A 24,073-nucleotide genomic window follows, 5' to 3' on the forward strand; every position below is an offset into this window, starting at 1 on the left:
TCATCTGATATATCATTGGTTACAAGAATGATAAACCGGACCCGATGATGAAAAAGTACCAGCAGCTGGCGCAGCAGCTTACCGAACAGATTGCGCTTGGCGTATGGCTACCTGGCGACAGGCTGCCGTCGCTGCGCGAACAGGTGGTGAGCAGCGGGATGAGCTTTATGACCGTCAGCCATGCCTATCAACTGCTGGAAAGTCAGGGACGGATTATCGCCCGCCCGCAGTCCGGCTATTATGTTGCGCCGCAGCCGATCAAGCAGCGTCAGCCGGAGCCGCCCGCACAGGTAACGCGCGATGAAGCGGTGGATATCAACACCTATATTTTTGATGTGCTACAGGCCAGCAGACGAGCCTCGATGCTGCCTTTTGCCTCGGCCTTTCCCGACCCGCGGCTGTTCCCCTTGCCGCAGCTTAACCGCTCGCTGGCGCAGGTGAGCAAAACCGCCACCGCCATGAGCGTGATTGAAAACCTGCCTCCGGGTAACGATGAACTGCGTCACGCCATTGCTCGCCGCTATGCGCTGCAGGGAATGAATATCTCTCCGGACGAAATCGTGATTACCGCCGGGGCGCTGGAGGCGTTGAATCTCAGCCTGCAGGCGGTGACGGAACCGGGTGATTGGGTGGTGGTGGAAAACCCCTGTTTCTACGGCGCGCTTCAGGCACTGGAGCGGCTGCGCCTGAAGGCGCTGTCGGTGGCGACCGATGTGAAAGAGGGGATTGATCTTGCCGCGCTGGAGCAGGCGTTACAAAACTATCCGGTCAAGGCCTGTTGGCTGATGACCAACGGTCAGAACCCGCTTGGCTTCACGCTCAGCGCGGAGAAAAAAGCGCAGTTGGTCGCTTTGTTGGCGCGCTATAACGTAGTGCTGATTGAAGATGATGTTTACAGTGAACTCTATTTTGGCCGCGAGAAGCCGCTGCCGGCGAAGTACTGGGATCGTGATGACATGACGCTGCATTGCAGCTCATTTTCTAAGTGTCTGGTACCCGGGTTTCGCATCGGCTGGGTGGCGGCGGGCAAACACGCCCGGCGTATTCAGCAATTGCAGCTCATGAGCACGCTCTCCACCAGTTCGCCGATGCAGCTGGCGCTGGTGGATTATCTCTCGACCAAGCGCTATGACGCGCATTTACGGCGGTTGCGCCGACAGCTTGCCGAGCGCAAACAGCTGGCCTGGCAGGCGCTGCTTCGCCATCTTCCCGCCGAAGTCAAAATCCACCACAGCGATAGCGGCTATTTTCTCTGGCTCGAACTGCCCGCCGGGGCAGATGCGGGAGAGTTGAGCGCCCGCGCGCTGGCGTATAACATCAGCATCGCCCCGGGGAAAATGTTTTCCACCACTGCCAGCTGGACCTCGTTTTTTCGTTTTAATACCGCATGGGGCTGGGGTGAAAGAGAGGAGCAGGGTGTGAAACGGCTGGGGGAGCTGATCCGCGAGATGCTGAAGTAGCTTGAGGCGGATAACAAACCTGTTTTAGCCATGGTTCTCGCATTTCTGCCGAGTGGCGGCTAGCGCCTTACACGGCCTACAAAACCCATATTTCGGTAGGCCCGTGCAAGCGAAGCGCCGCCGGGCAATTCCAGAGGTTCGCACTTGGTTAGTCGTCTGGAGCAACTGAAGTCACTTTTGTTTATTTCCAGTCGACTATCCCGGCCCGTAAAATAAGCCGGGCATTATGCTGGTTATTATTTTATCGCGACTAACCATAGGAAATTCGCATAATCGTATTACCCCGCTAACTCCTTGTCTATAATCCACAAAGTTATCTCATGTTAATTAATTGTTGCGTAATGCGCCCTTTGTCACAACCTGAATAAATTTCCCCGGGGGCCCTAAGCGCGCCGTCTACTGTTATTAAGGGAGATATTTTTACGGCACGGCTGCCGCTAATTTTCTTGTGACAGGAGTAAGACCCGATGAGCAAAAAAATTGCCCGTGGCAGCCTTTGTGTGCTGGGTATGGCCTTCCTGACGGCGCAGGCCGCCGAGCCGCCGACGTCTCTGGATAAAGGAGAAGGGCGTCTCGATATTATCGCCTGGCCGGGATATATCGAAAGCGGCCAGACGGATAAAAGCTACGACTGGGTAACCCAGTTTGAAAAAGAGTCCGGCTGCCAGGTGAATGTGAAAACCGCCGCCACCTCCGATGAAATGGTCAGCCTGATGGCCAAAGGCGGCTACGATCTGGTGACCGCTTCCGGCGATGCGTCCCTGCGCTTGATCATGGGCAAGCGCGTGCAACCGATTAACACCGCGCTGATTGCCAACTGGAAAACCCTCGATCCGCGCGTTGAAAAAGGCGCGTGGTTTAACGTCGGCGGGAAGGTATACGGTACCCCGTATCAGTGGGGGCCCAATCTGCTGATGTACAACAGCAAAACCTTCCCGACGCCGCCGGATAGCTGGGACGTGGTATTTGTGAAACAAAATCTGCCGGACGGCAAAACCAATCAGGGGCGCGTGCAGGCCTATGACGGGCCGATTTATATTGCCGACGCCGCGCTGTTCGTCAAAGCGACCCAGCCGCAATTAGGGATTGATGACCCCTATCAGCTTACCGAAGCTCAATATCAGGCGGTGCTGAAGGTCCTGCGCGATCAGCATGGGCTGATTCACCGTTACTGGCACGACACTACCGTGCAAATGAGCGATTTTAAAAACGAAGGCGTCGTCGCTTCCAGCGCCTGGCCCTATCAGGCCAACGGTCTGAAGGCGGAAGGCCAGCCGATCGCCACCGTCTTCCCGAAAGAGGGCGTCACCGGCTGGGCGGATACCACCATGCTGCATAGCGACGCCAAACATCCGGTTTGTGCCTATAAGTGGATGAACTGGTCACTGACGCCGAAAGTTCAGGGCGACGTCGCTGCGTGGTTTGGTTCGCTGCCGGTCGTCCCGCAGGGCTGTAAAGCCAGTCCGTTGCTCGGGGAAAAAGGCTGCGAGACCAATGGCTACAATGAGTTTGCCAAAATTGCGTTCTGGAAAACACCGGTCGCTGAAGGCGGAAAATTCGTTCCTTACAGCCGCTGGACCCAGGATTACATCGCGATTATGGGCGGTCGTTAAGTCGCCGGAGGCGAAGAACATGTACGCGGTTGAGTTTGATAATGTCTCGCGCCTGTATGGCGACGTGCGGGCGGTGGATGGCGTCAGTATCGCCATTCGCGACGGTGAGTTTTTCTCGATGCTGGGGCCGTCCGGCTCCGGCAAAACCACCTGCCTGCGGTTAATCGCCGGGTTTGAACAGCTTTCCGGCGGGGCGATCCGTATTTTTGGCAAACCGGCCAGCGAACTGCCGCCGTGGCAGCGCGATGTGAATACCGTTTTTCAGGATTATGCGCTGTTTCCCCATATGTCGGTGCTCGACAACGTTGCCTACGGGCTGATGGTCAAAGGGATCGGCAAAAAGGAGCGGCATGTTCGTGCACAGGAGTCGCTGGAAAAGGTTGCGCTCGGTTTTGTCCAGGCACGCAGGCCTTCTCAGCTTTCTGGCGGTCAGCGCCAGCGGGTGGCGATTGCCAGGGCGCTGGTCAATCAGCCGCGCGTCCTGCTGCTGGATGAACCGCTCGGCGCGCTGGATTTAAAACTGCGCGAACAGATGCAGGTTGAGCTGAAAAAACTGCAACAGGCGCTGGGCATCACCTTTATTTTTGTCACCCACGATCAGGGCGAGGCGTTGTCGATGTCCGATCGCGTTGCGGTGTTTAATAACGGGCGAATTGAACAGGTTGATGCGCCGCAGGACCTCTATTTGCGGCCCAAAACAGCGTTTGTTGCCGGGTTTGTCGGGACCGCCAACGTCTTTAGCAGCGAACGTGCGCAAAAACTGTGTGCGATGGCCGGGGCATGGTCGCTACGCCCGGAACACATTCGCCTGAACGCGGCGGGGGAAATTCAGACGCAGGGCGTGGTGCAGGCGGTGCAGTATCAGGGAGCGGCGACGCGCGTCGAACTGAAGCTGACCGATGGCGAAAAGCTGCTGGTGAGCCAGGCAAATATTGATGGTCACGCTGCGTTAAACGCGCCGCCGGTGGGGCAAACGGTAATGGCTTCGTGGTCGCGAGCAGCGATGGTGCCTCTGGAAAGCGGAGGCTGACATGACCATGGTGATTCCGCCTGCTTCAACCGGTCGCTTGTCGGCATTATTCTGGCGTAAACCCTCTTTGGGCCTGTTTCTTTTGCTACTTGGCCCGCTGATGTGGTTTGGCATTGTCTATTTGGGTTCGCTGCTGACGCTGTTATGGCAAAGCTTCTATACCTTTGATGACTTTACTATGTCGGTTACCAGCGACCTGACGCTGGCTAATCTGCGGGCGCTGTTTAACCCGGCGAATTACGACATCATCCTGCGCACGCTGGTGATGGCGCTGTCGGTGACGATTGCCAGCGCGATTCTGGCGCTGCCAATGGCGTGGTACATGGCGCGCTATACCCGCGGCAAAATGAAAGCCTTTTTTTACATCGCCGTGATGCTGCCGATGTGGGCGAGCTACATCGTCAAGGCTTATGCGTGGACGCTGCTGTTAGCGAAAGATGGCGTAGCGCAGTGGTTTTTGCGCCATCTCGGGCTGGAAAGCGTGCTGAGCTTGGTACTGACCATTCCGGCCGTGGGAGGCAATACGCTTTCAACCTCGGGGCTGGGCCGTTTTCTGGTGTTCGTCTATATCTGGCTGCCGTTTATGATCCTGCCGGTGCAGGCTGCGCTGGAGCGACTGCCGCCGTCGCTGCTTCAGGCTTCCGCCGATCTTGGCGCGCGTCCGCGTCAGACTTTCCGCTACGTGGTGCTGCCGCTGGCGATCCCCGGCATTGCGGCGGGGTCGATATTTACCTTCTCGCTGACGCTGGGCGATTTTATCGTGCCGCAGTTGGTGGGGCCGCCGGGGTTCTTTATCGGCAATATGGTCTATTCCCAGCAGGGGGCGATTGGCAATATGCCGATGGCGGCTGCCTTTACCCTGGTGCCTATCGTGTTGATTGCCCTTTATCTGGCGTTCGTGAAACGTCTGGGAGCGTTTGATGCACTCTGAACGCGCACCGCTGTTCCTGAAAGTGGCAACCTGGGGAGGGGTGATATTCCTGCATTTCCCGCTGCTGATTATCGCCCTCTATGCGTTTAATACTGAAGATGCCGCCTTTAGCTTTCCGCCGCAGAGCCTGACCCTGCGCTGGTTTAGCGAAGCGGCAGGGCGTGCCGATATTATTGAATCCGTGACGTTGTCACTAAAAATAGCTGCGCTGTCCACGGCTATCGCGTTGGTACTTGGCACGCTGGCTGCAGGAGCATTATGGCGCAGCACTTTCTTTGGCAAAAACGCGGTGTCGTTGCTGCTACTGTTGCCGATTGCGCTGCCCGGCATTATTACCGGGCTTGCGCTGCTCACCGCGTTTAAGGCGGTCAACCTTGAGCCGGGTTTGCTGACCATCGTCGTGGGTCATGCGACTTTCTGCGTGGTGGTGGTGTTTAACAACGTAATTGCCCGCTTTCGCCGGACCTCGTGGAGCCAGGTGGAAGCATCAATGGATTTAGGCGCGACGGGCTGGCAAACCTTTCGTTACGTAGTGTTGCCCAATCTGGGTTCGGCGCTACTGGCGGGCGGGATGCTGGCGTTCGCCCTGTCGTTTGATGAAATTATCGTCACCACCTTTACTGCGGGACATGAACGCACGTTGCCGCTCTGGCTACTCAACCAGCTTGGTCGCCCGCGCGATGTTCCGGTGACCAACGTGGTGGCGCTGTTGGTGATGCTGGTGACGACGATACCGATTTTGGGGGCCTGGTGGCTCACCCGTGACGGCGATATGAGTGCTGAAAACGGAAAATAAAACACCGATACAGGATACGACTATGCAACATAACCTTTTAATTAACGGTAAGTTAGTGGCTGGGGAAGGCGAAATGGTGCCGGTGTTTAATCCTGCCACCGGCGAAGAGATTTTGTCGATTGCCGAAGCCACGGCGGCGCAGGTGGATGCCGCGGTTGAAGCCGCCGATGAGGCGTTTGTCAACTGGAGCCAGACCACACCGAAAACCCGTGCTGAGTATCTGCTCAAGCTGGCAGATACCATCACGGAACATGCGCAGGCGCTGGCTGAGCTGGAGTCGTTAAACTGCGGTAAGCCGTTACACTGCGTGGTGAACGATGAACTCCCGGCGGTCGCCGACGTGTTCCGCTTCTTTGCCGGGGCGGCCCGCTGCCTGCCGGGGATGGCGGCGGGTGAATACCTTGAAGGACATACCTCCATGATCCGCCGGGACCCGGTGGGCGTGGTTGCCTCTATTGCACCGTGGAACTACCCGTTGATGATGGCGGCATGGAAGCTGGCGCCCGCGCTGGCGGCAGGCAACTGCGTGGTGATCAAACCTTCAGAAATTACCCCGTTAACTGCGCTGAAGTTGGGCGAACTGGTAAAAGATATTTTTCCCGCCGGGGTACTTAACGTGCTTTTTGGTCGCGGGGCAACCGTCGGCGATCCGCTGACGGCCCACGCTAAGGTCCGAATGGTGTCATTAACCGGTTCAATTGCCACCGGGGCGCATATCATCGGCCATACTGCCTCGTCGATTAAACGTACCCATATGGAACTGGGCGGCAAAGCGCCGGTTATCGTGTTTGATGATGCGGATATTGATGCGGTGGTGGAGGGCGTGCGGACCTTTGGTTTCTACAACGCCGGGCAGGATTGTACCGCCGCCTGTCGTCTCTACGCGCAGGCAGGGATTTACGATCAACTGGTGGAAAGACTGGGCGCTGCGGTCGCCAGCCTGAAGATGGGGCCCCCGGATGATGAAACAACCGAACTGGGGCCGCTGAGCTCACAGGCGCATCTTGAAAGAGTAAGCGCCGCCGTCGATGCTGCTCGCGCGCTGCCGCATATTCAGGTGGTGACCGGCGGCAGCAAAGCACCGGGTCATGGCTACTACTATCAGCCCACGCTATTGGTGGGCGCTAAGCAAGAGGATGCGATCGTGCAGCGCGAGGTCTTTGGCCCGGTGGTGAGCGTCACGTCGTTTGAGGATGAAGAACAGGTGCTTAACTGGGCTAACGATTCGCAGTATGGCCTGGCGTCGTCGGTGTGGACTAAAGATGTTGGCAGGGCGCATCGCCTCAGCGCGCGTTTACAGTATGGCTGCACCTGGGTTAATACCCATTTTATGCTGGTCAGCGAGATGCCGCACGGCGGACAGAAACTCTCCGGCTATGGCAAGGATATGTCGATGTATGGCCTGGAAGATTACACCGTAGTCAGACACGTGATGATTAAACACGGATAGAACGAGCATGCGATATAGTTACGCGCCCTCTAAATTAGCTTGCTAATAGTTTCGATAGCAGTAAATGTTAAAACAGAGGGATTTTTTTATGAGAGTATTCTTAAACCCCTTCAAGAGCTAAGCCATCATGAGTGCCGGAGATAAGCGCCGGATGGGGTCTGTTAACCACCCTGGGTGCAGGATGTACCCCGGGCGGGTAGAGCGATATAACACCCGCCGGGAATGGCAACGACTATCAAGCCCCTGCATTGCTTGCAGGGGCTTTTTGTATGGGTTATTGCGAATGATTGAGAGCAGCGTGCAGGTGTGACTTTGGCAAATGTTGCTGCCAGGTTAAAGCGGCCTTACCCAGAAGAATAAATGACGGAGTATCGTCAATAATCAATAACACGAACGCATAATTTATTTTTATAAAATAATTATCATGCTAACGTTTTGTTTTTTTGCTCGGTAAACTCGACTGCCTACGATCGCGAAAGTAAGACACGAGATTATAAATCGCAGCGATCAGTAAAATTAACGCCACAATAAGAACGGCGATTCCCGACATGTACCACCTCAAAGAATTGAATGAGTGAAAAACAAGCATTGCATAACTTGCGTTTATGAATGTATGGTTTTATGCCAGATAACGCAAATGATATTTCCTATCATTTAAATGAAAAAATCATGCAAAACACTCACATGGATGATGGTAATAGTATGTTTATTAATTGATTTTTTGCAATTTTCATCTTGGTTCAATTCGCCAACAATCAGGAGTAATCGCATTTCATGCTAATAGTGAGATTGTCTCATCAATGCTTTAATCTTGAATACTGATGGATGTGAAGCGCTCATCTGGCTGAGAGACATGATAACCGTATTGCGTTCTCAGGTAGCAATTTCAATGTTGTGTTTAATGTGCATTTATATTTATCGATAACGCTATAGATTAAACCACATTAATATTGGTGTTATTAATTATCGGGTGCGATCGTTGTGTTTGGGGGTTATAGAAATAACGTGAGCGGTGCTTGTTATTTATCTCTGGTATTTTGAATACGCATAAATGTAACTTGTTTGTTAATTTCATATGGAGCGGCGACTTCAGGAAGGCCAGGGGGCTGGGTTTGACTTTCCATAGCCGCTCATGCGAACATTCCGCGCAATTTGTTACTTCGAAGTTGATATTGTTTTGAAAAAAATAGCATGTTTTCTATTTGTGGTCTGCGCCACGGCAACTCTTTACGGCAATTTCCCGGCTAAACATATTATTGGATGTGAAAAGCAGGGGGTACCGGAAGCTATCTGCATCGCTGCCGAGTGGGATAGTGAAAAAGTCGATCTGTTACCGGCATACAATCCTGAAAGTCTGAAGGTGCTTGCCTTGCAAAAAAGCGGGTCTGCTGCTGATGCGGGCGCTTTCAAATCGTAAAAAAGCAGCCCTTGAAGGCTGCTTTTTTAGGTTTCATCGCTGAGTAAAATCAGTAAAACCAACCAAAACGAACGGACAACAGGCTGATGAGCGCAAGTGCTGCGCCGACATTAATCAGAATGACGGTTTTGCTGGAAACATCCATAACGCCACCTTTTTGAGTAAGCCTCTACAGGTATAGTACGAGGTCAAAGATTGCGCTATCGGACAAAGCCGAATCGATCGACTTTCTGAAAATTATGCTTGCCTTTGTTTTAAGATTTCATCATCTCTGATGCACGCTGGGGTGCGAAAGAGCATTGTCTTTAGTGAAAATGCTTATCAGGGAAGGAAGAAGAAAAAATGACCGTATACCAGAAAATGCTGGTTTTTTATGCCGTTATGGGATGTATCTGTGCCGTGATAAGCTGGTTCTTAACCAAAGAGAGCCGTTGGATACGTCTGCTTGCCGCGTTGTTGATCGGCGCGACCTGGCCGTTCAGCTTCCCGATGGCGCTGCTGGTCTCGTTGTTCTGATTTAAAAATCGATAACCCGCGTTATATGATGGCTGTTTAAAAAAACAGTGATAACTAACGGATGGTCATCGATGAACAGTTTCTTTTCCTCTCAGGCTGGCGCCACCGTGCGCTGGCTCGATCTGCCCGGTCGCGGCGAACCTATTGTTTTTATTCACGGCCTGGGCTGCGCCTCTACGTATGATTATCCTCGCGTTGCCGCCGATCCCGCGCTGGCAGGTCGGCGGATGCTCCTTGTTGATTTACCCGGTTATGGCTATAGCGATAAACCGGCCTCTTTTGGCTATCGCACCGGCGATCAGGCAAAGGTGGTGGTCGAACTACTGGAACACTTAGCGCTTACACGCTGCTATTTATATGGACACAGCATGGGGGGCAGCATTGCGATTGAAGCGGCAGAACTGCTTGCTGAGCGAGTAATGGCGCTGCTGGTGGCCGAGCCGAATCTCTATCCCGGCGGAGGGATGTACAGCAGACGCATTGCTGAACAACCTGAGGAGCGCTTTATTGCTCAGGGCTACGGCGACATGCTATCGGCTGAAACATCACCCTGGGCAGGTTGCCTGCAAAACAGCGCTCCCCGGGCCGTCTGGCGCGGGGCAAGCAGCCTGGTGAAAGGTGTTACGCCTTCCTGGTTTACCCGCTTTAGCGCTTTAGCCTGCCGTAAGGCCCTGGTCTACGGCGAACTTTCTCTCCCCGCGCAGGAAGCCATTGACGTTAAAGCCGTCGGAATCCCGCTGTTTATTGTGCCCCAGGCAGGGCACTCAATGGCATGGGAAAATCCATCAGCGCTGGCCCAAACGCTGGCCGATTTTTACTTTAGCGCTGAGGCAGAACGTCAGCTTAACGATGCGGTCTCCAATAAGTCGTGACGCTTAAAATGGCAGTTCGCGCGGGCGGGTTTGCAGCGTTATCCAGCGCAGTTCGGTAAATTCGGCTATCCCCGCGCGTCCGCCAAAGCGGCCATACCCGGAAGATTTGCAGCCGCCGAACGGCATTTGCGCTTCATCATGCACGGTAGGGCCGTTGATGTGGCAAATGCCGGTTTGCAGGTTTTGCGCCAGGTTCCACGCCCGGGCGCTGTCCCGGCTGTAAACCGCCGACGAGAGGCCATATTCGCTTTCGTTGGCAACGGCCAGCGCTTGCGTTTCATCTTCAACCCGGATAATCGCTTTCACCGGGCCGAAAGACTCTTCACGCCAGATGCGCATTTCCCGGGTGACCCCATCAAGCAGTGTGGGGCGCATTTGCGTCGAACTGGCTTTGCCGCCGGTTAGCAGACGTGCGCCTTTCGCCAGCGCATCGTCTATCAGAGTATTGCAGCGGGTGACGGTTTTCATATCCACTACCGGCCCGAGAAGGCTGGCGGGGAGGGCTGCCGCTCGTTTGGCCAGCAGCAAAACAAACTCATCTGCGACGGCATTATCAATGATGATTCGCTCGGTCGACATGCAAATTTGCCCGGCATTGGCGAACGCGCCAAAAATCGCGCCTGCCGCCGCTTGTTCGAGGTCGGCGTCATCCAGCACCAGCAGCGGGGCTTTGCCACCAAGCTCAAGCACCGCCGGTTTCAGATGTTCGCCGCAGGTGCGGGCGATGATTCTCCCCACCGGCGTGGAACCGGTGAAGTTAACGCGGCGCACGGCGGGATGCGCTATCAGCGACTCCACCAGTTCAGGTGCGTCGGCGGGCGCACAGGTCAGATAGTTGACGACCCCAGCGGGAAAACCTGCTGCTGCCAGCGCATCAATAATCAGCCCTTGCGTGGCAGGCGACAGTTCTGCGCCTTTGAGGATAACCGTATTGCCGCAGGCCAACGGCGTGGCGATAGCGCGGGTCGCGAGGATTAACGGCGCGTTCCACGGTGCCATGCCGAGCACAACCCCCGCGCCCTGGCGGATACCCATTGCCAGATTTCCCGGTACGTTAGATGGGATAACCTGCCCCTCGATCTGCGTCGTCAACGCGGCGGCTTCGCGTAGAATGTCGGCGGCGAGATGGACGTTAAACCCGGCCCAGTGCGCGGTAGCACCGGTTTCCGCCGCCATAGCGGCAATAAATTTAGCCTCACGGCGCAGCATTTCCTCGGCGGCTTCCAGAAGAAGACGACGCCTCTCTACGGGGGCCGTTTCACGCCATTGTGGAAAAGCGGCGGCAGCGGCCTCCACGCAGCGACGAGCGTCGGTCAACGTTGCAGCACTGGCGACAGAAACGATCTCTTCCGTCACCGGGCTATGGCGGCTAAACGTGGCATGACCTTCGGCATCGTGCCATTGGCCGTTGGTGTACAGATTGCAGGTTATTGTCATTGTTAGCGTCTCCTGGTATGGCGATTTTGCCGAGTGTATCGGTTTGCACCGCGTCCTGGGGCGAGCGGGGCGGTAATCGCCCCCTTTTTTCCCAACCTTTCGGAGACTTCACAATTTATTGATGATGCCAATGGTGAAAAAACAGGCTTGTGTTGAATTAATCGGCGAAAACGACGTTTTCAGCATAACCTGATACCGATTGATTATTTGCCGGGGGAATATTCCTGTGCTGTTATTAAGGCTCTTATAACAATATTCATAAGGCTTATAACTATGTCTACAGGGAAAACGTTTCTTGCGCTGGCGCTAAGCGCGCTATTGCCAGCCGGTACTGCATTGGCGGCGGGGAGCGATACGCTGGTCTACTGTTCCGAAGCCTCGCCGGAATCTTTCAACCCGCAGATTGCCAGCTCAGGGCCGTCTTTTGTCGCCAGTTCGCAGGTGCTCTATAATCGCCTGATCAACTTTGACCCGGTAAAAAATACGCCGATTCCGTCACTGGCGACCGAGTGGACCGTCTCCCCGGATGGCAAAACCTGGACCTTCACCCTGCGCAAGGGCGTGCAGTTCAACAGCAATAAATACTTCAAACCGACCCGCGATTTTAACGCCGATGATGTGTTGTTCTCGGTGCTGCGTCAAAAAGACGGTAAACACCCGTACCATAATGTTTCACAAGGGAATTACGAATATTTCCACGACGTCGGGCTGGATAAGCTGATCAAAGAGGTCAAAAAGATCGATGACTATCACGTTCAGTTCGTCCTGAACGAGCCGAATGCGGCGTTCCTCGCAGATTGGGGGATGGATTTTGCGTCGATTCTTTCTGCCGAATACGGCGATGCAATGCTGAAAAAAGGCACGCCGGAGTACGTCGATACTTGGCCTATCGGCACGGGACCTTACGCGCTGCAACAATATAAAGTGGACTCGCTGATTCGCTATATCGCTAACCCGCATTACTGGGATGGTGAAGTGCCGACCAAACATCTGATCTTCTCGATCACCCCTAACGTCGAGACGCGTCTGGCGAAGCTGCAAACCAACGAATGCCAGATTATTCCTGCGCCGTCGCCGGTACAGTTCCCGGTGATTAAAAGCAATAAAGACCTGGCCCTGCATTCGGTGGAAGCGCTTAACGTCGGCTATCTGGCGTTCAATACCGAGAAAAAACCGTTTGATAACGTGCTGGCGCGTCAGGCTTTAAACTACGCGACCGATAAACAAGCGATTGTTAAAGCGGTCTTCCTGGACTCCGGTAGCGTTGCGAAATCACCGATTCCGGCCAATATGCTCGGCTACAAGAAAGATCTACCGGATTATGGCTATGACCCTGAGAAGGCGAAAGAACTGCTCAAGCAGGCTGGCCTGGAAAAGGGCGCGGAAGTGACCCTGTGGTCGATGCCGGTACAGCGCCCGTATAACCCTAACTCGCGGCGTATCGCGGAGATGATCCAGAACGACTGGAGCAAGGTTGGGATAAAAGCCAAAATTGTCACCTATGAATGGGGTGAATATCTCGCCGGAATGCGTAAAGGCGAGCACGACAGCGCGCTGTTTGGCTGGATGTCTGATAACGGCGATCCGGACAACTTCGCCGGCACCTTGCTAAGCTGCGACAACATTAAAACCGGCTCTAACGTCGCCCGCTGGTGCGATAAATCCTACGATGCGCTGGTGAAAAAGGCTATCCTGGTGAGCGACCCGCAGGAGCGCGCGAAGCTGTATGGTCAGGCGCAGGAGATTTTTTATCAGCAGGCCCCGTGGATAACCCTGGCGACCGGGAAAACCTTCTACGCGACGCGCAGCAACGTCAGCGGCTATAGCGTGAGCCTGATGGGCAGCGATTTTTCCAAAGTAAAACTGAATTAAGCCGCAAGGAGAAAAGAATGCGACATCTGGATGAAGTGATCGCCCGCGTGGATGCCACGATTGCGGAAGGCGTCATTACCCATATGAATGAACTGCTGATCGCGCTGAGCGATGACGCTGAACTGGGACGCGAAGAGCGCTATGCTCAGCAGCAGCGCTTGCGTAATGCCATCGCTCATCATGGTCGCCAGCAGCATGAAGAGCAGGAAGCGCGCCGCGAGCAGTTGACCCGTGGCGGCGAAATTCATTAAATCGCTGTTAAAACTGGTGCCTGGCCACCAGTTTTGTAGGCCGGGTAAGGCGCTAGCCGCCACCCGGCGAAAATGCGAGCACGGTGATATCTATCAGTGCTTAAAACTGGCGTCGGGCCACCAGCCAGGCGCCAATCACCAGCATCACTGCCCCGCACAGCGGGCCAACCAGGGCGCGAACCGGCACGTCGTGCGCACGGATTAGATCAATCACCAGCCCGCCAACCAGTTGACTGGCAATCAGCACCGCAATCGTGGTCGCCGCTCCGACGTTCTGGTAGCCGCTAATGCTGGCAAAAACAAAGAACGACCCCAGCAGGCCGGGAATTAACGTCCACCATTTCACGCTAACCGCCAGCTCCTGAAACCCCGCCGCGCCGTGGCGTAGCATCAGTATTGTCACGAAAATCACAATACCCACCAGCGAGTTAAGCAGCATCGCGATAAGAATAGTGGACGAGGACTGGGTAATGCGCACCATCAGCGTGTTTTGCAGCACCAGCCCAACCCCTGCGGCAATTAAACAGGCCAGGGTCAGCGTCTGGTTCATGCGCTGCCGTCCGGATCGCGACGATCGTCGAGCTGTAATTGCATAAACGTCAGATCCAGCCAACGACCAAATTTCGTGCCTACCTGCGGCATGTGTCCGGTGGTGACAAACCCCAGTGTTTCATGCAGATGCAAAGAAGCCTCATTTTGCGCTTCGATACCAGCAACCATCACGTGTTTATTCAACCGCCTGGCCTCGGCGATTAACGCAACCAGCAGGCGGCGACCCAACCCTTTACCCTGGTGATCCGGGTGAACATAGACGGAATGCTCGACGGTATGGCGAAAGCCGTCGAAGGCGCGCCAGTCACCAAATGAGGAATAGCCAGTGATGACGCTATTTTCTTCGCTGACCAGCACCGGGTAGCTGGCAAACTGGCGGGCTTCAAACCAGGCAATACGGTTGTCCGTATCGACGATTTTGTCGTTCCAGATAGCGGCGGTATGCACTACCGCGTGGTTATAGATTTCAGCGATCGCGGCGCAATCGTCTTTACTGGCATGGCGGATGGTCATGGCAAACCTCAACGTTTGTACACTATAGTAGTACGATATTATTACAATAATGTACGAAAGGCTGCATCTGCTTTAGTCATAATATTTTATTATGTCGCGTCATACCGCTCGCTACGACCGCTTGTTGCTGCCAGACGCATACACTATAGTGTCACGTTATGAATACTTTAGAAGACAACCTTAATCAGCGCATCAGCGCGCGCATCCGTATCGAACGGGAATCCCGTGGCTGGTCGCTGAGTGAACTGGCAGAGCGGGCGGGGGCGTCACGGGCGATGATCCATAAGATCGAACGCGGTGAAAGCAGCCCGACGGCGTCAATGCTTGGGCGACTCTCCGGCGCATTTGGCATCAGTATGTCAACGCTGATTGCTCGTGCGGAGATGCAGGAAGGAAAGCTGTTGCGTTTGGCGAACCAGCCAGTGTGGCGCGACCCACAGAGCCACTATCTGCGCCGCCACGTATCCCCGCGCAGTGACCTGCCCATCGATCTGGTGCAGATAGAACTCCCGGCAGGCAGCGATGTGCCGATGCCTGCGGCCTCTTATGCGCTGGCTCGCCAGCTTATCTGGCTGCAGCAGGGCGAACTGGTGTTTGTCGAAGGCAACACGCGTCACGAGATGCAGGCGGGAGACTGCCTTGAGCTTGGGCCGCCTAACGATTGCCGCTTTATTAATGAATCTGCGCAACCTTGCGTTTATCTGGTCGTTCGACTCAATCAATCTGCCTCTTAGAGCCTATCCCATTAGGGCTATTTTACTTGCCATTTTGAACTTGGGCAGTGCTCGAAATCCTCACGTACTACGTGTACGTTCCGGTTTCTCCGCGCTGTCCGTGTTCAAACTGTCTGCGCCAATAACGCCTACTGGGATAGGCTCTTAATGTCAATGCGTATTGCCGGGAAAGCAGCTAGCCTCAGTACAGACTTGTCAACAGAGGAGTTTGTTATGGCTTTTAATCCACAACGTCATCGCCGCTGGCTACTGGCGTCTCGTCCACATGGCGAGCCGACCGGGGAAAATTTCCGCCTGGAACAGGGCGATGTCGCTTCTCCTGGGCCGGGGCAGCTACTGCTGCGTACCGTTTATTTATCATTAGACCCTTATATGCGCGGGCGTATGAGCGATGCCCCGTCCTATTCGCCGCCAGTGGCAATTGGCGCGGTGATGGTGGGCGGTACCGTGAGTCGCGTCGTGACATCAAATCATGCCGATTTCCAGCCCGGAGACTGGGTGCTCAGCTACGGCGGCTGGCAGGATTATGAACTGTCAGACGGTAGCGGGCTGGTGAAGTTAGGCGATAATCCTGAGCATCCCTCCTGGGCGCTGGGGATTCTGGGGATGCCGGGCTTTACCGCCTATATGGGGCTGCTGGATATTGGTCAGCCGAAAGCGGGCGAAACGCTGGTGGTCGCCGCCGCAACCGGGCCCGTTGGCGCAACGGTCGGGCAAATCGCTAAGCTAAAAGGTTGCCGTACGGTGGGGATAGCTGGCGGTAGCGAGAAATGCCGCTATGCGGTCGAAACCTTAGGGTTCGACGTGTGTATCGACCACCGGGCGCCTGATTTTGCCGTCAAGCTGCTCGAAGCCTGCCCGCAGGGAATCGATATCTATTATGAGAACGTCGGCGGCAAAGTGTTCGACGAAGTCCTGCCGCTGTTAAACACCTCGGCCCGCGTGCCGGTTTGCGGTCTGGTCAGCGGCTACAACGCCACCGCTCTGCCGGACGGCCCGGATCGTCTGCCGCTGCTGATGGCAACAATCCTGAAAAAGCGCATTCGGATGCAGGGCTTTATTATCGGCCAGGATTACGGCCACCGCATTGCGGAGTTCCAGCAGGAGATGGGGCGCTGGGTGCAGGAAGGAAAAATCAAATACCGCGAACATGTGGTAGAAGGCCTGGAGAACGCGCCGCAGGCGCTAATCGGTCTGCTGAAGGGCGAGAACTTCGGTAAAGTGGTGGTTCGCGTCTCTCCAGATGAGTGACGTATTTCCCGGCAGGCAGTAGCGCCTGCCGGGGTTTATGACGTGAGTTACGCGTAAAACGCCAGCCGCTCGGCCAGCAGGTCAACAAACGCCTGACGGTCGACGTCGAGCATCACCGTGGCGTTCGGCTCTTTCCCGGTCAGGTTGTAGAAATCAACCACCGTCATCCCTTGAGTATATTTCCCCTGGGTTTCCACGCCGACCCAGCGTTCAATGGTGGTGAACATCTCCGGTTTCAGCAGCCAGGCAATGGTGCAAGGATCGTGCAGCGGCGCGCCGACGAAGCCCCATTTTTCATCCTTATGGTACTCAAGGAAGAAATCGAGCAGTTCGGCGACAATCGTCGAAATCGGGTTGCCAATACGGCGGAAGCGTTCGATATCTTCGGCGTGAATTTGCGCTTTATGGGTGACGTCCAGACCGGCCATCACCACCGGGATACCGGACTGAAAAACGATCTCCGCCGCTTCCGGGTCGACGTAAATATTAAATTCGACCGCCGGTTGCCAGTTACCCAACACCATCGCGCCGCCCATAATAACAATGCGGGCGATTTTGCTATGCAGTTCAGGATGGCTGTTGAGCAACAGCGCGACGTTGGTTTGCGGCCCGGTTGCCACGATTGTCACCGGCTCGGCGCTTTCACGCAGTGTTTTTGCCATCAGTTCAACGGCAGTACAGCTTTGCGCGGCAAAATCGGGTTCCGGCAGCGCCGGACCATCCAGCCCGCTTTCGCCGTGTACGTTGTCGGCGATAATCAGCTCGCGCATCAGCGGCTTGAGCGCGCCGCCGGCCACCGGGATATCCTGGCGTTTCAGCAGGGTGAGCATCCGCAGCACGTTGCGCAGAGTTTTGTCCGGCGTTTGGTTTCCAGCGGACGAGGTGACGGCTTTAACATCGAGTTCGGGTGAGGCGAGGGCAAGAACGAGAGCAATCGCGTCATCATGACCCGGATCGCAATCGATAATTACTGGCAGTGCCATGGTGGCTCCTTATTGGCGTTGTTTTGTGACAAGGGTAACGCTGTAAAACGGGATAGACGAGGCACAACGCAGGATAGTGTGATGGCGTGCACGATTGATCGCAGTTGAGTGCGGGTTGATACGATGCATGAGCTGTGGTGTTTTATCGGTGTGCACTCACGATACCGCCATGCGATGGCGCAAGAAGTTGACTCTTCCAGTGACATATACTGATCAAAGACTAATCCATACGAATTTTAATGGTTTGCTTTTCTGCTGACGGATTCTTATCCTGATGAAAACTCAAGAGGTTACCACGATGAAAGATGTTGTAGATAAATGCAGTACTAAAGGTTGCGCCATCGATGTTGGGTCGATTATTGATAATGAGGATTGCGTCTGGCAGGTTGCGAAAACTTTCCCATCACGCGAGGAGGCGGAATCTACACTGGCAGCCGTTCGCGAACGTGCTGTAGCCGCAGCGCCCGCCAGCGAGCCGCCGCAGGTTGACTATACCATTGTGGCCGCAGGTGATGAGGTGAAGCTTGATGTTTCTATCGCTTTCTCCTGCCAGGCGGAAAAGATTATTTTTGAATTGTCCTTAAGAAACATTATTTAAGGTAAAGCGCGCGTTTTGGAAATTGCCCGGTGGCGGCTGGCGCCTTACCGGGCCTACGAAAAGTACGCAGCCTGATGAGAGAAGCAACCGTTACTCAAACCGCCATGCCAGATTCAGCCCGACACCATAATTGCGACCCGGTGCCGGTTCGTAGTAGCGACCGTTGGATTCGTTAACGATAACCGATCCCGCGTAGCTGCGGTCGAACAGGTTATCGACGCGGCCAAACAGATCCATATCCACCTTGCCGTAGCTCCATTTATAGCCGGTCGTCAGGCCGACCACCGTCCAGGACGGCGCTTTGGCGGTGTTTTCATCATTAGCCATAATATCGCTCATATAGCGAATATCGCTGCCCGCGTACCAGCCTTTTTCGGGCTGATAGCCGAAGGACGCATAGCCCATATTGCGGGCTATCCCCGGAATACGATTACCTTTACAGCTCGAGTCGTCGCAGACGTTGGTGCGATAAGTCGCATCCAGCCAGGTCCACGCTGCTTTCAAACGCCAGCTATCGCCGAACTGCTGATCCAGCCCCAGCTCCATCCCCTGACGACGGGTCTTACCGGCGTTTTTATAGCTGGTACGCCCACCGCTGCTGGCGTCGACCACAATCTCATTATCGGTATCAGTCTGGAATAGCGCAGCGGTTAACAAGCCATTGCCAATACGCGCCTTGCTGCCAATTTCGACGGTTTCGTTGGTTGACGGCTGGAGACCAAAGTTCAGGCCGCCCTGGTTGCCGGAACGATACGAAAGCTCGTTAATCGTTGGCGTTTCGAAGCCGCGACCGGCGGAAACGTACAGATTCCACGCGTCGGTTACTGCATATTTTAGCGAGCCCGCTGGCAGCCACTTGTGATAGCTGGCATCGCCGCTATCATCGCCGTTGCCTGGGGTAATGTAGTAGTCATTAGAATCGAACCACACCGAGCTGTAGCGCACCCCGGCGTCCAGCGAAAGTTTCTCGGTAAGCTGCCACTGAGTTTGCAGATACGGGTCGATATTCCACATCAGATTACGTTCATTGCGGCGCAGGTCGCCCTTTTCGCCGTACTGCGGCGCGCCGTTGCTCATGACAAAGTTTTCGAAGCCTTTGCGGCGCTCGCTCATGGTTTCGTAATCGAGACCGGTGGTAAAGGTGACCGGTACCAGCAGCTCGCCGCGGTGGGTCCAGCGGGTATCAATCCCCTGATAGTGTCGGGTCAGGTCGATAACGCCGCCCGCATGGGTCGGGTTAAGCTGCGGCGCGCGTGGAATCGACTGATATTGCGTGGTTTCGCGCTCACCGGCGTACATCATTACGCTCAGATCGTCCTGCTCGCCCAGCTGGCGCTCATAGCGCAAACCGGCCTGGGTCTGTTTGATGGTTTTGCGGGTATTGTACTCATCACCTCTTGGCGACTGGCGCGGATTATTTTGCCATTCGTTATAGCTCAGGCCGCCCGCGTCATTAGCTTTAATATCCACGCTGTTAAACAGCAGGGTCAGCTTACTGACGTCATTGATGCGCACGCCGAGCTTCGCGTTGGCGAGATTCTTACGCGCGCCGCTATGGTCGCGGGAGCCGTGGGTGGTGAAGCGGTTGGTGGAAACCACGTAGTCGACGTCGCCCGCGTGCGTACCGTCACCAACAGCGCCGGTTGCTTTCATGCCGTAGTGCCAGGTACCGAAGCTACCGTAGTAGCTGCTGGCTTCGATGGTTGGCGGCTGGCTGCCGGTCTGGCTAGTGGCATTAATTACTCCGCCGGAAGAGTTGCCGTACAGCGAGGAAAAGGGGCCGCGCAGCACCTCAAGCGAGTCGAGGCTGCCAATGTCAATATTCGAGGTTTGCCCCTGACCATCGGGCATGGTGGCCGGAATACCGTCGACGTATATGCGCAGCCCGCGCACGCCGTAGGTCGAGCGGGAGCCGAAGCCGCGAATAGAAAGCTGCAGATCCTGGGCGTAGTTTTGTCGGTTTTGTACCTGGAGGCCGGGAACCGCGCCCAGCGACTCGGAGAGGTTTACGCGCGGCGCGGCCTGGCGCATTTCATCGCCGTTAACCACGCTCACGGCGGCTGGGGTATCGAGTTCAGAAACCGTAGATGGCGCAGCGGTGACGACCATGGTTTGTTCAGCGGCGCTGGCGGTTGGCGCGCTGGCAACCAGCGGCAGAAGCAGGGCGGGGAGCGCGGCGGCGCGCACGGAAAGGATTTTCATCAGAGTTACTCGCAAAACGAACCAAATGGAACATATGTATATATGTTAACTCTATTGTAAATTATTTGAAAAGACTTAACGATATTTGAGTTAACAAATAGCAGGAATTGCGTGATCACAAGGCCACTATACGTAATTAATGCTCCACATTGAGATAAATAATGATTACTATTCGCATTCCGTAAATGGCGTAAAGCAATGATTTTGCGCCCGGAAGCACTGTCGAGCAGGCACATATTTGTTTTATCAAAGGGAGTCGTTATGTCATTACGTCATCTGTCCGCGCCGCGTCTGCGCCGTTCACTGTTATTAACTTCATTGCTGCTGGCGGGGAGCTTCAGCGCTCACGCGGCGGAAGAAATGCTGCGCAAGGCCGTCGGCAAGGGCGCATACGAAATGGCTTATAGCCAGCAAGAAAATGCGCTGTGGGTGGCCACGTCTCAGAGCCGTTCGCTGGATAAAGGCGGTATCGTTTATCGTCTTGACCCGACGACCCTTGAGGTGACTCAGGTTATTCATAACGACCTGAAACCGTTCGGCGCGACCATCAACAACGCCACCCAAACCCTGTGGTTTGGCAACACCACCGACAGCACCGTGACGGCGATTGATGCCAAAACCGGCAAGGTGAAAGGGCGTCTGGTACTCGACTCCCGCGAACGTAGCGAAACCGTACGCCCGCTGGCCCCGCGTGAACTGGCGGTCAACGAGAAAACCAATACTGTCTACATCACGGGTCTCGGTAAAGAGAGCGTGATCTGGGTGGTTGATGGTGACAAGCTGACGCTGAAAGATACCATTGCTAATACTGGCGCAATGGCAACGGGCCTGGCGGTGGATGCCCAGGCCAATCGTATCTACACCACCAACGCTGATGGCGAGCTGGTGACTATCGACAGCACCAGCAACAAGATCCTGTCACGCAAAAAGCTGCAGGATGACGGCAAAGAGCACTTCTACCTGAACCTGAGCCTCGATACTGCCGGTCACCGCGCCTTTATTACCGACGGCAAACAGCCGGAAGTGCTGGTGGTTGATATTCGCGATGGCAAAGTGCTGGAGAAAATCGCCGCGCCGGAGTCTCTGGCCGTGCTGTTTAACCCGACCCGCAATGAAGCCTACGTGACGCATCGTAAAGCTGGTGAAGTGAGCGTGATTGATGGTAAGAGCTATAAAGTGGTCAAGACCTTCAAAACCCCGACTCACCCGAACAGCCTGACACTTTCCGCTGATGGTAAAACGCTGTACGTCAGCGTGAAGCAGGAATCGACTCGTCAGAAAGAAGCGACTCAGCCGGATGACGTTATCCGCATCGCGCTGTAATCTTCTCAGGAGGGGGCAACCCCTCCTGTCCCCCCCATATCACCCTCTGTTACAAACCCTTGTTAGCCTGATAAATTTAATGGTTATACACTTACCTCTTCCCTGCGAAAGCGGGACGGTGGCATTAATCCTGGAGAAAAGATGAAAAAATCATTAATGGTTGTGTGCGCTGGCGCGATGCTGGCTCTTCTGGCGGGCTGTAGCTCAAACTACGTGATGACAACAAAAAGCGGGCAGACGATTGTGACTCAGGGTAAGCCGAAGCTGGATAAAGATACCGGCATGACCAGCTATACCGATGAGTCAGGCAACCAGCGCCAGATCAACAGCAGCGATGTCGCTCAGTTGGTTGAAGATAATTAAGTACTAACAAGAGTGGTTTCAGATTGCTGACAAAGTGCACCTTTCTGGAATTGCCTGGTGGCGGCTAGCGCATTACCGGGCCTACGAAAAATGCACAATTTATTGATGTTGTGGGTTTTGTAGGCCGGGCAAGGCGTCAGCCACCGCCCGGCAGAAACGCTGGTTTGTTATCAATCTCGTTTATTGCTGTTTTCTATCCCCGGCGCGGTGCTATGAATGGCCTGCACGCGTTTACGCACGCCAAACCATCCCGCAACCAGCAACACGGCAATCAGCGGAATCGAGCCGATAGTATAAGTACCGTTCGGATAGTCGAAAGCCATTAATACCAGCACGCTCAGCAGGAACAGCAGAGTCAGCCAGGAAGTGAATGGCGCGCCCGGCATTTTGAAGCTGACGTCCGCCGCTTTGCCTTCCTTAATCGCTTTACGCAGGCGCATCTGACACACCACGATAAAGCCCCACGAAGCGATTATCCCCAGCGAAGCGACGTTAAGGACAATCTCGAATACCTGCGAAGGCACCAGATAGTTGAGGAATACCCCGACCACGTAGACCGCCAGCGTCGCCAGAATCCCGGCGTAAGGCACATGATGGCGGCTCATTTTCGACATAAACTGCGGCGCGGAACCGCCCATCGACATGGAACGCAGAATGCGCCCGGTGCAATAGAGACCGGAGTTCAGGCTGGAGAGCGCAGCGGTTAACACCACGATATTCATCACGCTGCCGATATACGGCACGCCCAGCTTCGAGAAAAAGGTGACGAACGGACTTTGCCCGGCCTGATAAGCATTCCACGGCAGCAGCAAAACCAGCAACAGCACCGAACCCACGTAGAACAGGCCGATACGCCAGATAACGCTGTTGATCGCACGTGGCACCATGGTCTGCGGGTCTTTACACTCGCCAGCAGCGGTACCAACCAGTTCGATAGAGGCGAAGGCGAAAACCACGCCCTGCACCAGCACCAGCGCGGGTAGCAGACCGTGTGGGAACAGGCCGCCGTTATCGGTAATCAGATGGAAGCCGGTGGCGTTGCCGTCCAGCGGCTTGCCGCTGCCGAGGAAAATAGTCCCAACCACCAGAAACGCCACGATCGCCAGCACTTTTATCAACGCGAACCAGAACTCCATCTCGGCGAACCATTTCACCCCGATCATGTTCATGGTGCCGACAATCGCCAGCGCGCCAAGGGCGAAAACCCACTGCGGAACATCACCAAATGCGCCCCAGTAGTGCATATACAGCGCAACGGCGGTGATATCGACAATGCCGGTCATCGCCCAGTTGATAAAGTACATCCAGCCCGCAACGTAAGCGGCTTTTTCGCCAAGGAACTCACGGGCGTAGGAGACGAAGCTGCCGCTGGAAGGGCGGTGAAGCACCAGTTCGCCCAGCGCGCGTAAAATAAAGAACGAGAACAGGCCGCAGACCAGATAAACCAGCGCCAGCGCGGGACCTGCCATCTGTAAGCGCGCGCCCGCGCCGAGGAATAAACCGGTACCGATGGCACCGCCGATGGCGATCATCTGCACCTGACGGTTGCCCATTGCCTTGTGATAACCGGACTCTTGCGAGTTCAGCCAGTGGCGTTTTGCAGCATGCTGCTCCGCCACAGTAGTGTGTTTCGTATTCATTGATATTGCTATTTTCCTGTCAATGTCCATGAGTGGTTCGTGATGCTGGCCCCCCCATCATTCTGGTGAATGAGATAAGCCAACATGGCGGAGAATCCTACACGCATCACAAAATGGACGCACGCAAAACATTAGCGGACAGCACTTGCTTAAATATCAAGGAGATCGGTTATTTTCTGACGGCAGGAGAATGGTCAGATAATTTTGCTCATCGCTTGCGACGTTATTGCGCTATTATTCTCAACCCGCGTTTTGCCCGAGAGACAACG

The 24,073-nt window shown here is 55.0% G+C and carries 24 protein-coding genes; 16 read left to right on the forward strand and 8 right to left on the reverse strand.

The annotated features are described in order from the left end of the window. The first annotated feature begins 47 nt into the window (after positions 1-47). From HV127_RS20860 to patD, 6 genes are all read left to right on the forward strand, one after another. Complete coding sequence (locus HV127_RS20860) at positions 48-1,460, forward strand: PLP-dependent aminotransferase family protein (RefSeq protein ID WP_182240748.1); 1,413 nt, start codon at positions 48-50, stop codon at positions 1,458-1,460. Between the two features lie 467 nt (positions 1,461-1,927). Further along, complete coding sequence (ydcS, locus tag HV127_RS20865) at positions 1,928-3,073, forward strand: putative ABC transporter substrate-binding protein YdcS (protein WP_182238434.1); 1,146 nt, start codon at positions 1,928-1,930, stop codon at positions 3,071-3,073. 19 nt (positions 3,074-3,092) lie between these two features. Continuing rightward, a complete protein-coding gene (locus HV127_RS20870; RefSeq protein ID WP_182238436.1) occupies positions 3,093-4,103 on the forward strand; it encodes an ABC transporter ATP-binding protein in 1,011 nt (336 codons plus the stop codon). A gap of 1 nt (position 4,104) precedes the next feature. Further along, entirely contained in the window at positions 4,105-5,034 is a 930-nt protein-coding gene (locus HV127_RS20875; RefSeq protein WP_181482354.1) for an ABC transporter permease, read from the forward strand. Continuing rightward, positions 5,024-5,830: an ABC transporter permease gene (locus HV127_RS20880; protein WP_182238438.1), complete on the forward strand. Its 807-nt coding sequence runs from the start codon at positions 5,024-5,026 to the stop codon at positions 5,828-5,830. The genes HV127_RS20875 and HV127_RS20880 overlap by 11 nt, the downstream gene beginning before the upstream one ends. A gap of 22 nt (positions 5,831-5,852) precedes the next feature. Further along, the gene (gene patD, locus HV127_RS20885; RefSeq protein WP_182238440.1) at positions 5,853-7,280 is read left to right on the forward strand and encodes an aminobutyraldehyde dehydrogenase; all 1,428 of its coding nucleotides are present in this window, start codon (positions 5,853-5,855) and stop codon (positions 7,278-7,280) included. A gap of 427 nt (positions 7,281-7,707) precedes the next feature. On the opposite strand, the gene HV127_RS20890 is transcribed toward patD, so the two are convergent. After that, complete coding sequence (locus tag HV127_RS20890; protein ID WP_182238442.1) at positions 7,708-7,830, reverse strand: small membrane protein; 123 nt, start codon at positions 7,828-7,830, stop codon at positions 7,708-7,710. Between the two features lie 582 nt (positions 7,831-8,412). Between HV127_RS20890 and HV127_RS20895 the strand changes: the two genes are divergently transcribed. Next, positions 8,413-8,697 (forward strand): hypothetical protein, encoded by a 285-nt coding sequence (locus tag HV127_RS20895; RefSeq protein ID WP_181482350.1) that lies wholly within the window; start codon positions 8,413-8,415, stop codon positions 8,695-8,697. 49 nt (positions 8,698-8,746) lie between these two features. Here HV127_RS20895 and yncL read toward each other — a convergent pair whose 3' ends face one another. Further along, positions 8,747-8,842, reverse strand: coding sequence for a stress response membrane protein YncL (gene yncL / locus HV127_RS20900; RefSeq protein ID WP_110274760.1), 96 nt, complete (start codon positions 8,840-8,842; stop codon positions 8,747-8,749). 197 nt (positions 8,843-9,039) lie between these two features. Between yncL and HV127_RS20905 the strand changes: the two genes are divergently transcribed. Then, positions 9,040-9,213, forward strand: a complete 174-nt coding sequence (locus HV127_RS20905; protein ID WP_110274759.1) for a GhoT/OrtT family toxin — start codon at positions 9,040-9,042, stop codon at positions 9,211-9,213. Positions 9,214-9,284: 71 nt separating this feature from the next. Next, a complete protein-coding gene (locus HV127_RS20910; RefSeq protein WP_182238444.1) occupies positions 9,285-10,085 on the forward strand; it encodes an alpha/beta hydrolase in 801 nt (266 codons plus the stop codon). Between the two features lie 3 nt (positions 10,086-10,088). Here the strand turns inward: HV127_RS20910 and HV127_RS20915 are convergent, their stop codons facing one another. Continuing rightward, positions 10,089-11,522, reverse strand: a complete 1,434-nt coding sequence (locus HV127_RS20915) for an aldehyde dehydrogenase (protein WP_182238446.1) — start codon at positions 11,520-11,522, stop codon at positions 10,089-10,091. Between the two features lie 273 nt (positions 11,523-11,795). On the opposite strand from HV127_RS20915, the gene HV127_RS20920 reads away from it, so the two are divergent. Next, complete coding sequence (locus HV127_RS20920) at positions 11,796-13,394, forward strand: ABC transporter substrate-binding protein (protein WP_182238448.1); 1,599 nt, start codon at positions 11,796-11,798, stop codon at positions 13,392-13,394. Positions 13,395-13,411: 17 nt separating this feature from the next. Then, on the forward strand, positions 13,412-13,645 hold the full coding sequence (locus tag HV127_RS20925; protein WP_182238450.1) for a DUF2526 family protein: 234 nt from the start codon (positions 13,412-13,414) through the stop codon (positions 13,643-13,645). Between the two features lie 100 nt (positions 13,646-13,745). On the opposite strand, the gene HV127_RS20930 is transcribed toward HV127_RS20925, so the two are convergent. Then, positions 13,746-14,195, reverse strand: a complete 450-nt coding sequence (locus HV127_RS20930; RefSeq protein ID WP_182238452.1) for a DMT family transporter — start codon at positions 14,193-14,195, stop codon at positions 13,746-13,748. Next, on the reverse strand, positions 14,192-14,710 hold the full coding sequence (locus HV127_RS20935) for a GNAT family N-acetyltransferase (protein ID WP_182238454.1): 519 nt from the start codon (positions 14,708-14,710) through the stop codon (positions 14,192-14,194). Before HV127_RS20935 ends, HV127_RS20930 begins: the two co-directional genes overlap by 4 nt. A 158-nt stretch (positions 14,711-14,868) precedes the next feature. On the opposite strand from HV127_RS20935, the gene HV127_RS20940 reads away from it, so the two are divergent. Further along, positions 14,869-15,444 carry an XRE family transcriptional regulator gene (locus tag HV127_RS20940; protein ID WP_182238456.1) on the forward strand — a complete coding sequence of 192 codons (576 nt, stop codon included), beginning with the start codon at positions 14,869-14,871 and terminating at the stop codon, positions 15,442-15,444. Positions 15,445-15,657: 213 nt separating this feature from the next. Continuing rightward, positions 15,658-16,695 (forward strand): NADP-dependent oxidoreductase, encoded by a 1,038-nt coding sequence (locus HV127_RS20945; RefSeq protein WP_182238458.1) that lies wholly within the window; start codon positions 15,658-15,660, stop codon positions 16,693-16,695. A 47-nt stretch (positions 16,696-16,742) separates the two neighbouring features. On the opposite strand, the gene rihA is transcribed toward HV127_RS20945, so the two are convergent. Beyond that, positions 16,743-17,678 (reverse strand): pyrimidine-specific ribonucleoside hydrolase RihA, encoded by a 936-nt coding sequence (rihA, locus tag HV127_RS20950; RefSeq protein WP_182238460.1) that lies wholly within the window; start codon positions 17,676-17,678, stop codon positions 16,743-16,745. Between the two features lie 298 nt (positions 17,679-17,976). Between rihA and HV127_RS20955 the strand changes: the two genes are divergently transcribed. Continuing rightward, a complete protein-coding gene (locus tag HV127_RS20955; RefSeq protein ID WP_110274828.1) occupies positions 17,977-18,276 on the forward strand; it encodes a DUF406 domain-containing protein in 300 nt (99 codons plus the stop codon). Positions 18,277-18,366: 90 nt separating this feature from the next. Here HV127_RS20955 and pqqU read toward each other — a convergent pair whose 3' ends face one another. Next, positions 18,367-20,478, reverse strand: coding sequence for a TonB-dependent receptor PqqU (gene pqqU / locus HV127_RS20960; RefSeq protein WP_182238462.1), 2,112 nt, complete (start codon positions 20,476-20,478; stop codon positions 18,367-18,369). A 261-nt stretch (positions 20,479-20,739) separates the two neighbouring features. On the opposite strand from pqqU, the gene HV127_RS20965 reads away from it, so the two are divergent. After that, entirely contained in the window at positions 20,740-21,801 is a 1,062-nt protein-coding gene (locus tag HV127_RS20965) for a YncE family protein (RefSeq protein ID WP_182238464.1), read from the forward strand. A gap of 141 nt (positions 21,802-21,942) precedes the next feature. Beyond that, positions 21,943-22,164 (forward strand): YgdI/YgdR family lipoprotein, encoded by a 222-nt coding sequence (locus HV127_RS20970; protein ID WP_112216843.1) that lies wholly within the window; start codon positions 21,943-21,945, stop codon positions 22,162-22,164. 170 nt (positions 22,165-22,334) lie between these two features. On the opposite strand, the gene ansP is transcribed toward HV127_RS20970, so the two are convergent. Next, complete coding sequence (gene ansP / locus HV127_RS20975) at positions 22,335-23,804, reverse strand: L-asparagine permease (protein ID WP_182238466.1); 1,470 nt, start codon at positions 23,802-23,804, stop codon at positions 22,335-22,337. Positions 23,805-24,073: the final 269 nt, after the last annotated feature.

It is taken from the genome of Klebsiella sp. RHBSTW-00215 (assembly GCF_014103785.1).
Taxonomy (GTDB): domain Bacteria; phylum Pseudomonadota; class Gammaproteobacteria; order Enterobacterales; family Enterobacteriaceae; genus Klebsiella.

Bases quoted from the DNA above. Each gene is read 5' to 3' on its own strand.
- HV127_RS20860 (WP_182240748.1), top strand. From the start codon at position 48: ATGAAAAAGTACCAGCAGCTGGCGCAGCAGCTTACCGAACAGATTGCG.
- ydcS (WP_182238434.1), top strand. From the start codon at position 1,928: ATGAGCAAAAAAATTGCCCGTGGCAGCCTTTGTGTGCTGGGTATGGCC.
- HV127_RS20870 (WP_182238436.1), top strand. From the start codon at position 3,093: ATGTACGCGGTTGAGTTTGATAATGTCTCGCGCCTGTATGGCGACGTG.
- HV127_RS20875 (WP_181482354.1), top strand. From the start codon at position 4,105: ATGACCATGGTGATTCCGCCTGCTTCAACCGGTCGCTTGTCGGCATTA.
- HV127_RS20880 (WP_182238438.1), top strand. From the start codon at position 5,024: ATGCACTCTGAACGCGCACCGCTGTTCCTGAAAGTGGCAACCTGGGGA.
- patD (WP_182238440.1), top strand. From the start codon at position 5,853: ATGCAACATAACCTTTTAATTAACGGTAAGTTAGTGGCTGGGGAAGGC.
- HV127_RS20890 (WP_182238442.1), bottom strand. From the start codon at position 7,830: ATGTCGGGAATCGCCGTTCTTATTGTGGCGTTAATTTTACTGATCGCT.
- HV127_RS20895 (WP_181482350.1), top strand. From the start codon at position 8,413: ATGCGAACATTCCGCGCAATTTGTTACTTCGAAGTTGATATTGTTTTG.
- yncL (WP_110274760.1), bottom strand. From the start codon at position 8,842: ATGGATGTTTCCAGCAAAACCGTCATTCTGATTAATGTCGGCGCAGCA.
- HV127_RS20905 (WP_110274759.1), top strand. From the start codon at position 9,040: ATGACCGTATACCAGAAAATGCTGGTTTTTTATGCCGTTATGGGATGT.
- HV127_RS20910 (WP_182238444.1), top strand. From the start codon at position 9,285: ATGAACAGTTTCTTTTCCTCTCAGGCTGGCGCCACCGTGCGCTGGCTC.
- HV127_RS20915 (WP_182238446.1), bottom strand. From the start codon at position 11,522: ATGACAATAACCTGCAATCTGTACACCAACGGCCAATGGCACGATGCC.
- HV127_RS20920 (WP_182238448.1), top strand. From the start codon at position 11,796: ATGTCTACAGGGAAAACGTTTCTTGCGCTGGCGCTAAGCGCGCTATTG.
- HV127_RS20925 (WP_182238450.1), top strand. From the start codon at position 13,412: ATGCGACATCTGGATGAAGTGATCGCCCGCGTGGATGCCACGATTGCG.
- HV127_RS20930 (WP_182238452.1), bottom strand. From the start codon at position 14,195: ATGAACCAGACGCTGACCCTGGCCTGTTTAATTGCCGCAGGGGTTGGG.
- HV127_RS20935 (WP_182238454.1), bottom strand. From the start codon at position 14,710: ATGACCATCCGCCATGCCAGTAAAGACGATTGCGCCGCGATCGCTGAA.
- HV127_RS20940 (WP_182238456.1), top strand. From the start codon at position 14,869: ATGAATACTTTAGAAGACAACCTTAATCAGCGCATCAGCGCGCGCATC.
- HV127_RS20945 (WP_182238458.1), top strand. From the start codon at position 15,658: ATGGCTTTTAATCCACAACGTCATCGCCGCTGGCTACTGGCGTCTCGT.
- rihA (WP_182238460.1), bottom strand. From the start codon at position 17,678: ATGGCACTGCCAGTAATTATCGATTGCGATCCGGGTCATGATGACGCG.
- HV127_RS20955 (WP_110274828.1), top strand. From the start codon at position 17,977: ATGAAAGATGTTGTAGATAAATGCAGTACTAAAGGTTGCGCCATCGAT.
- pqqU (WP_182238462.1), bottom strand. From the start codon at position 20,478: ATGAAAATCCTTTCCGTGCGCGCCGCCGCGCTCCCCGCCCTGCTTCTG.
- HV127_RS20965 (WP_182238464.1), top strand. From the start codon at position 20,740: ATGTCATTACGTCATCTGTCCGCGCCGCGTCTGCGCCGTTCACTGTTA.
- HV127_RS20970 (WP_112216843.1), top strand. From the start codon at position 21,943: ATGAAAAAATCATTAATGGTTGTGTGCGCTGGCGCGATGCTGGCTCTT.
- ansP (WP_182238466.1), bottom strand. From the start codon at position 23,804: ATGAATACGAAACACACTACTGTGGCGGAGCAGCATGCTGCAAAACGC.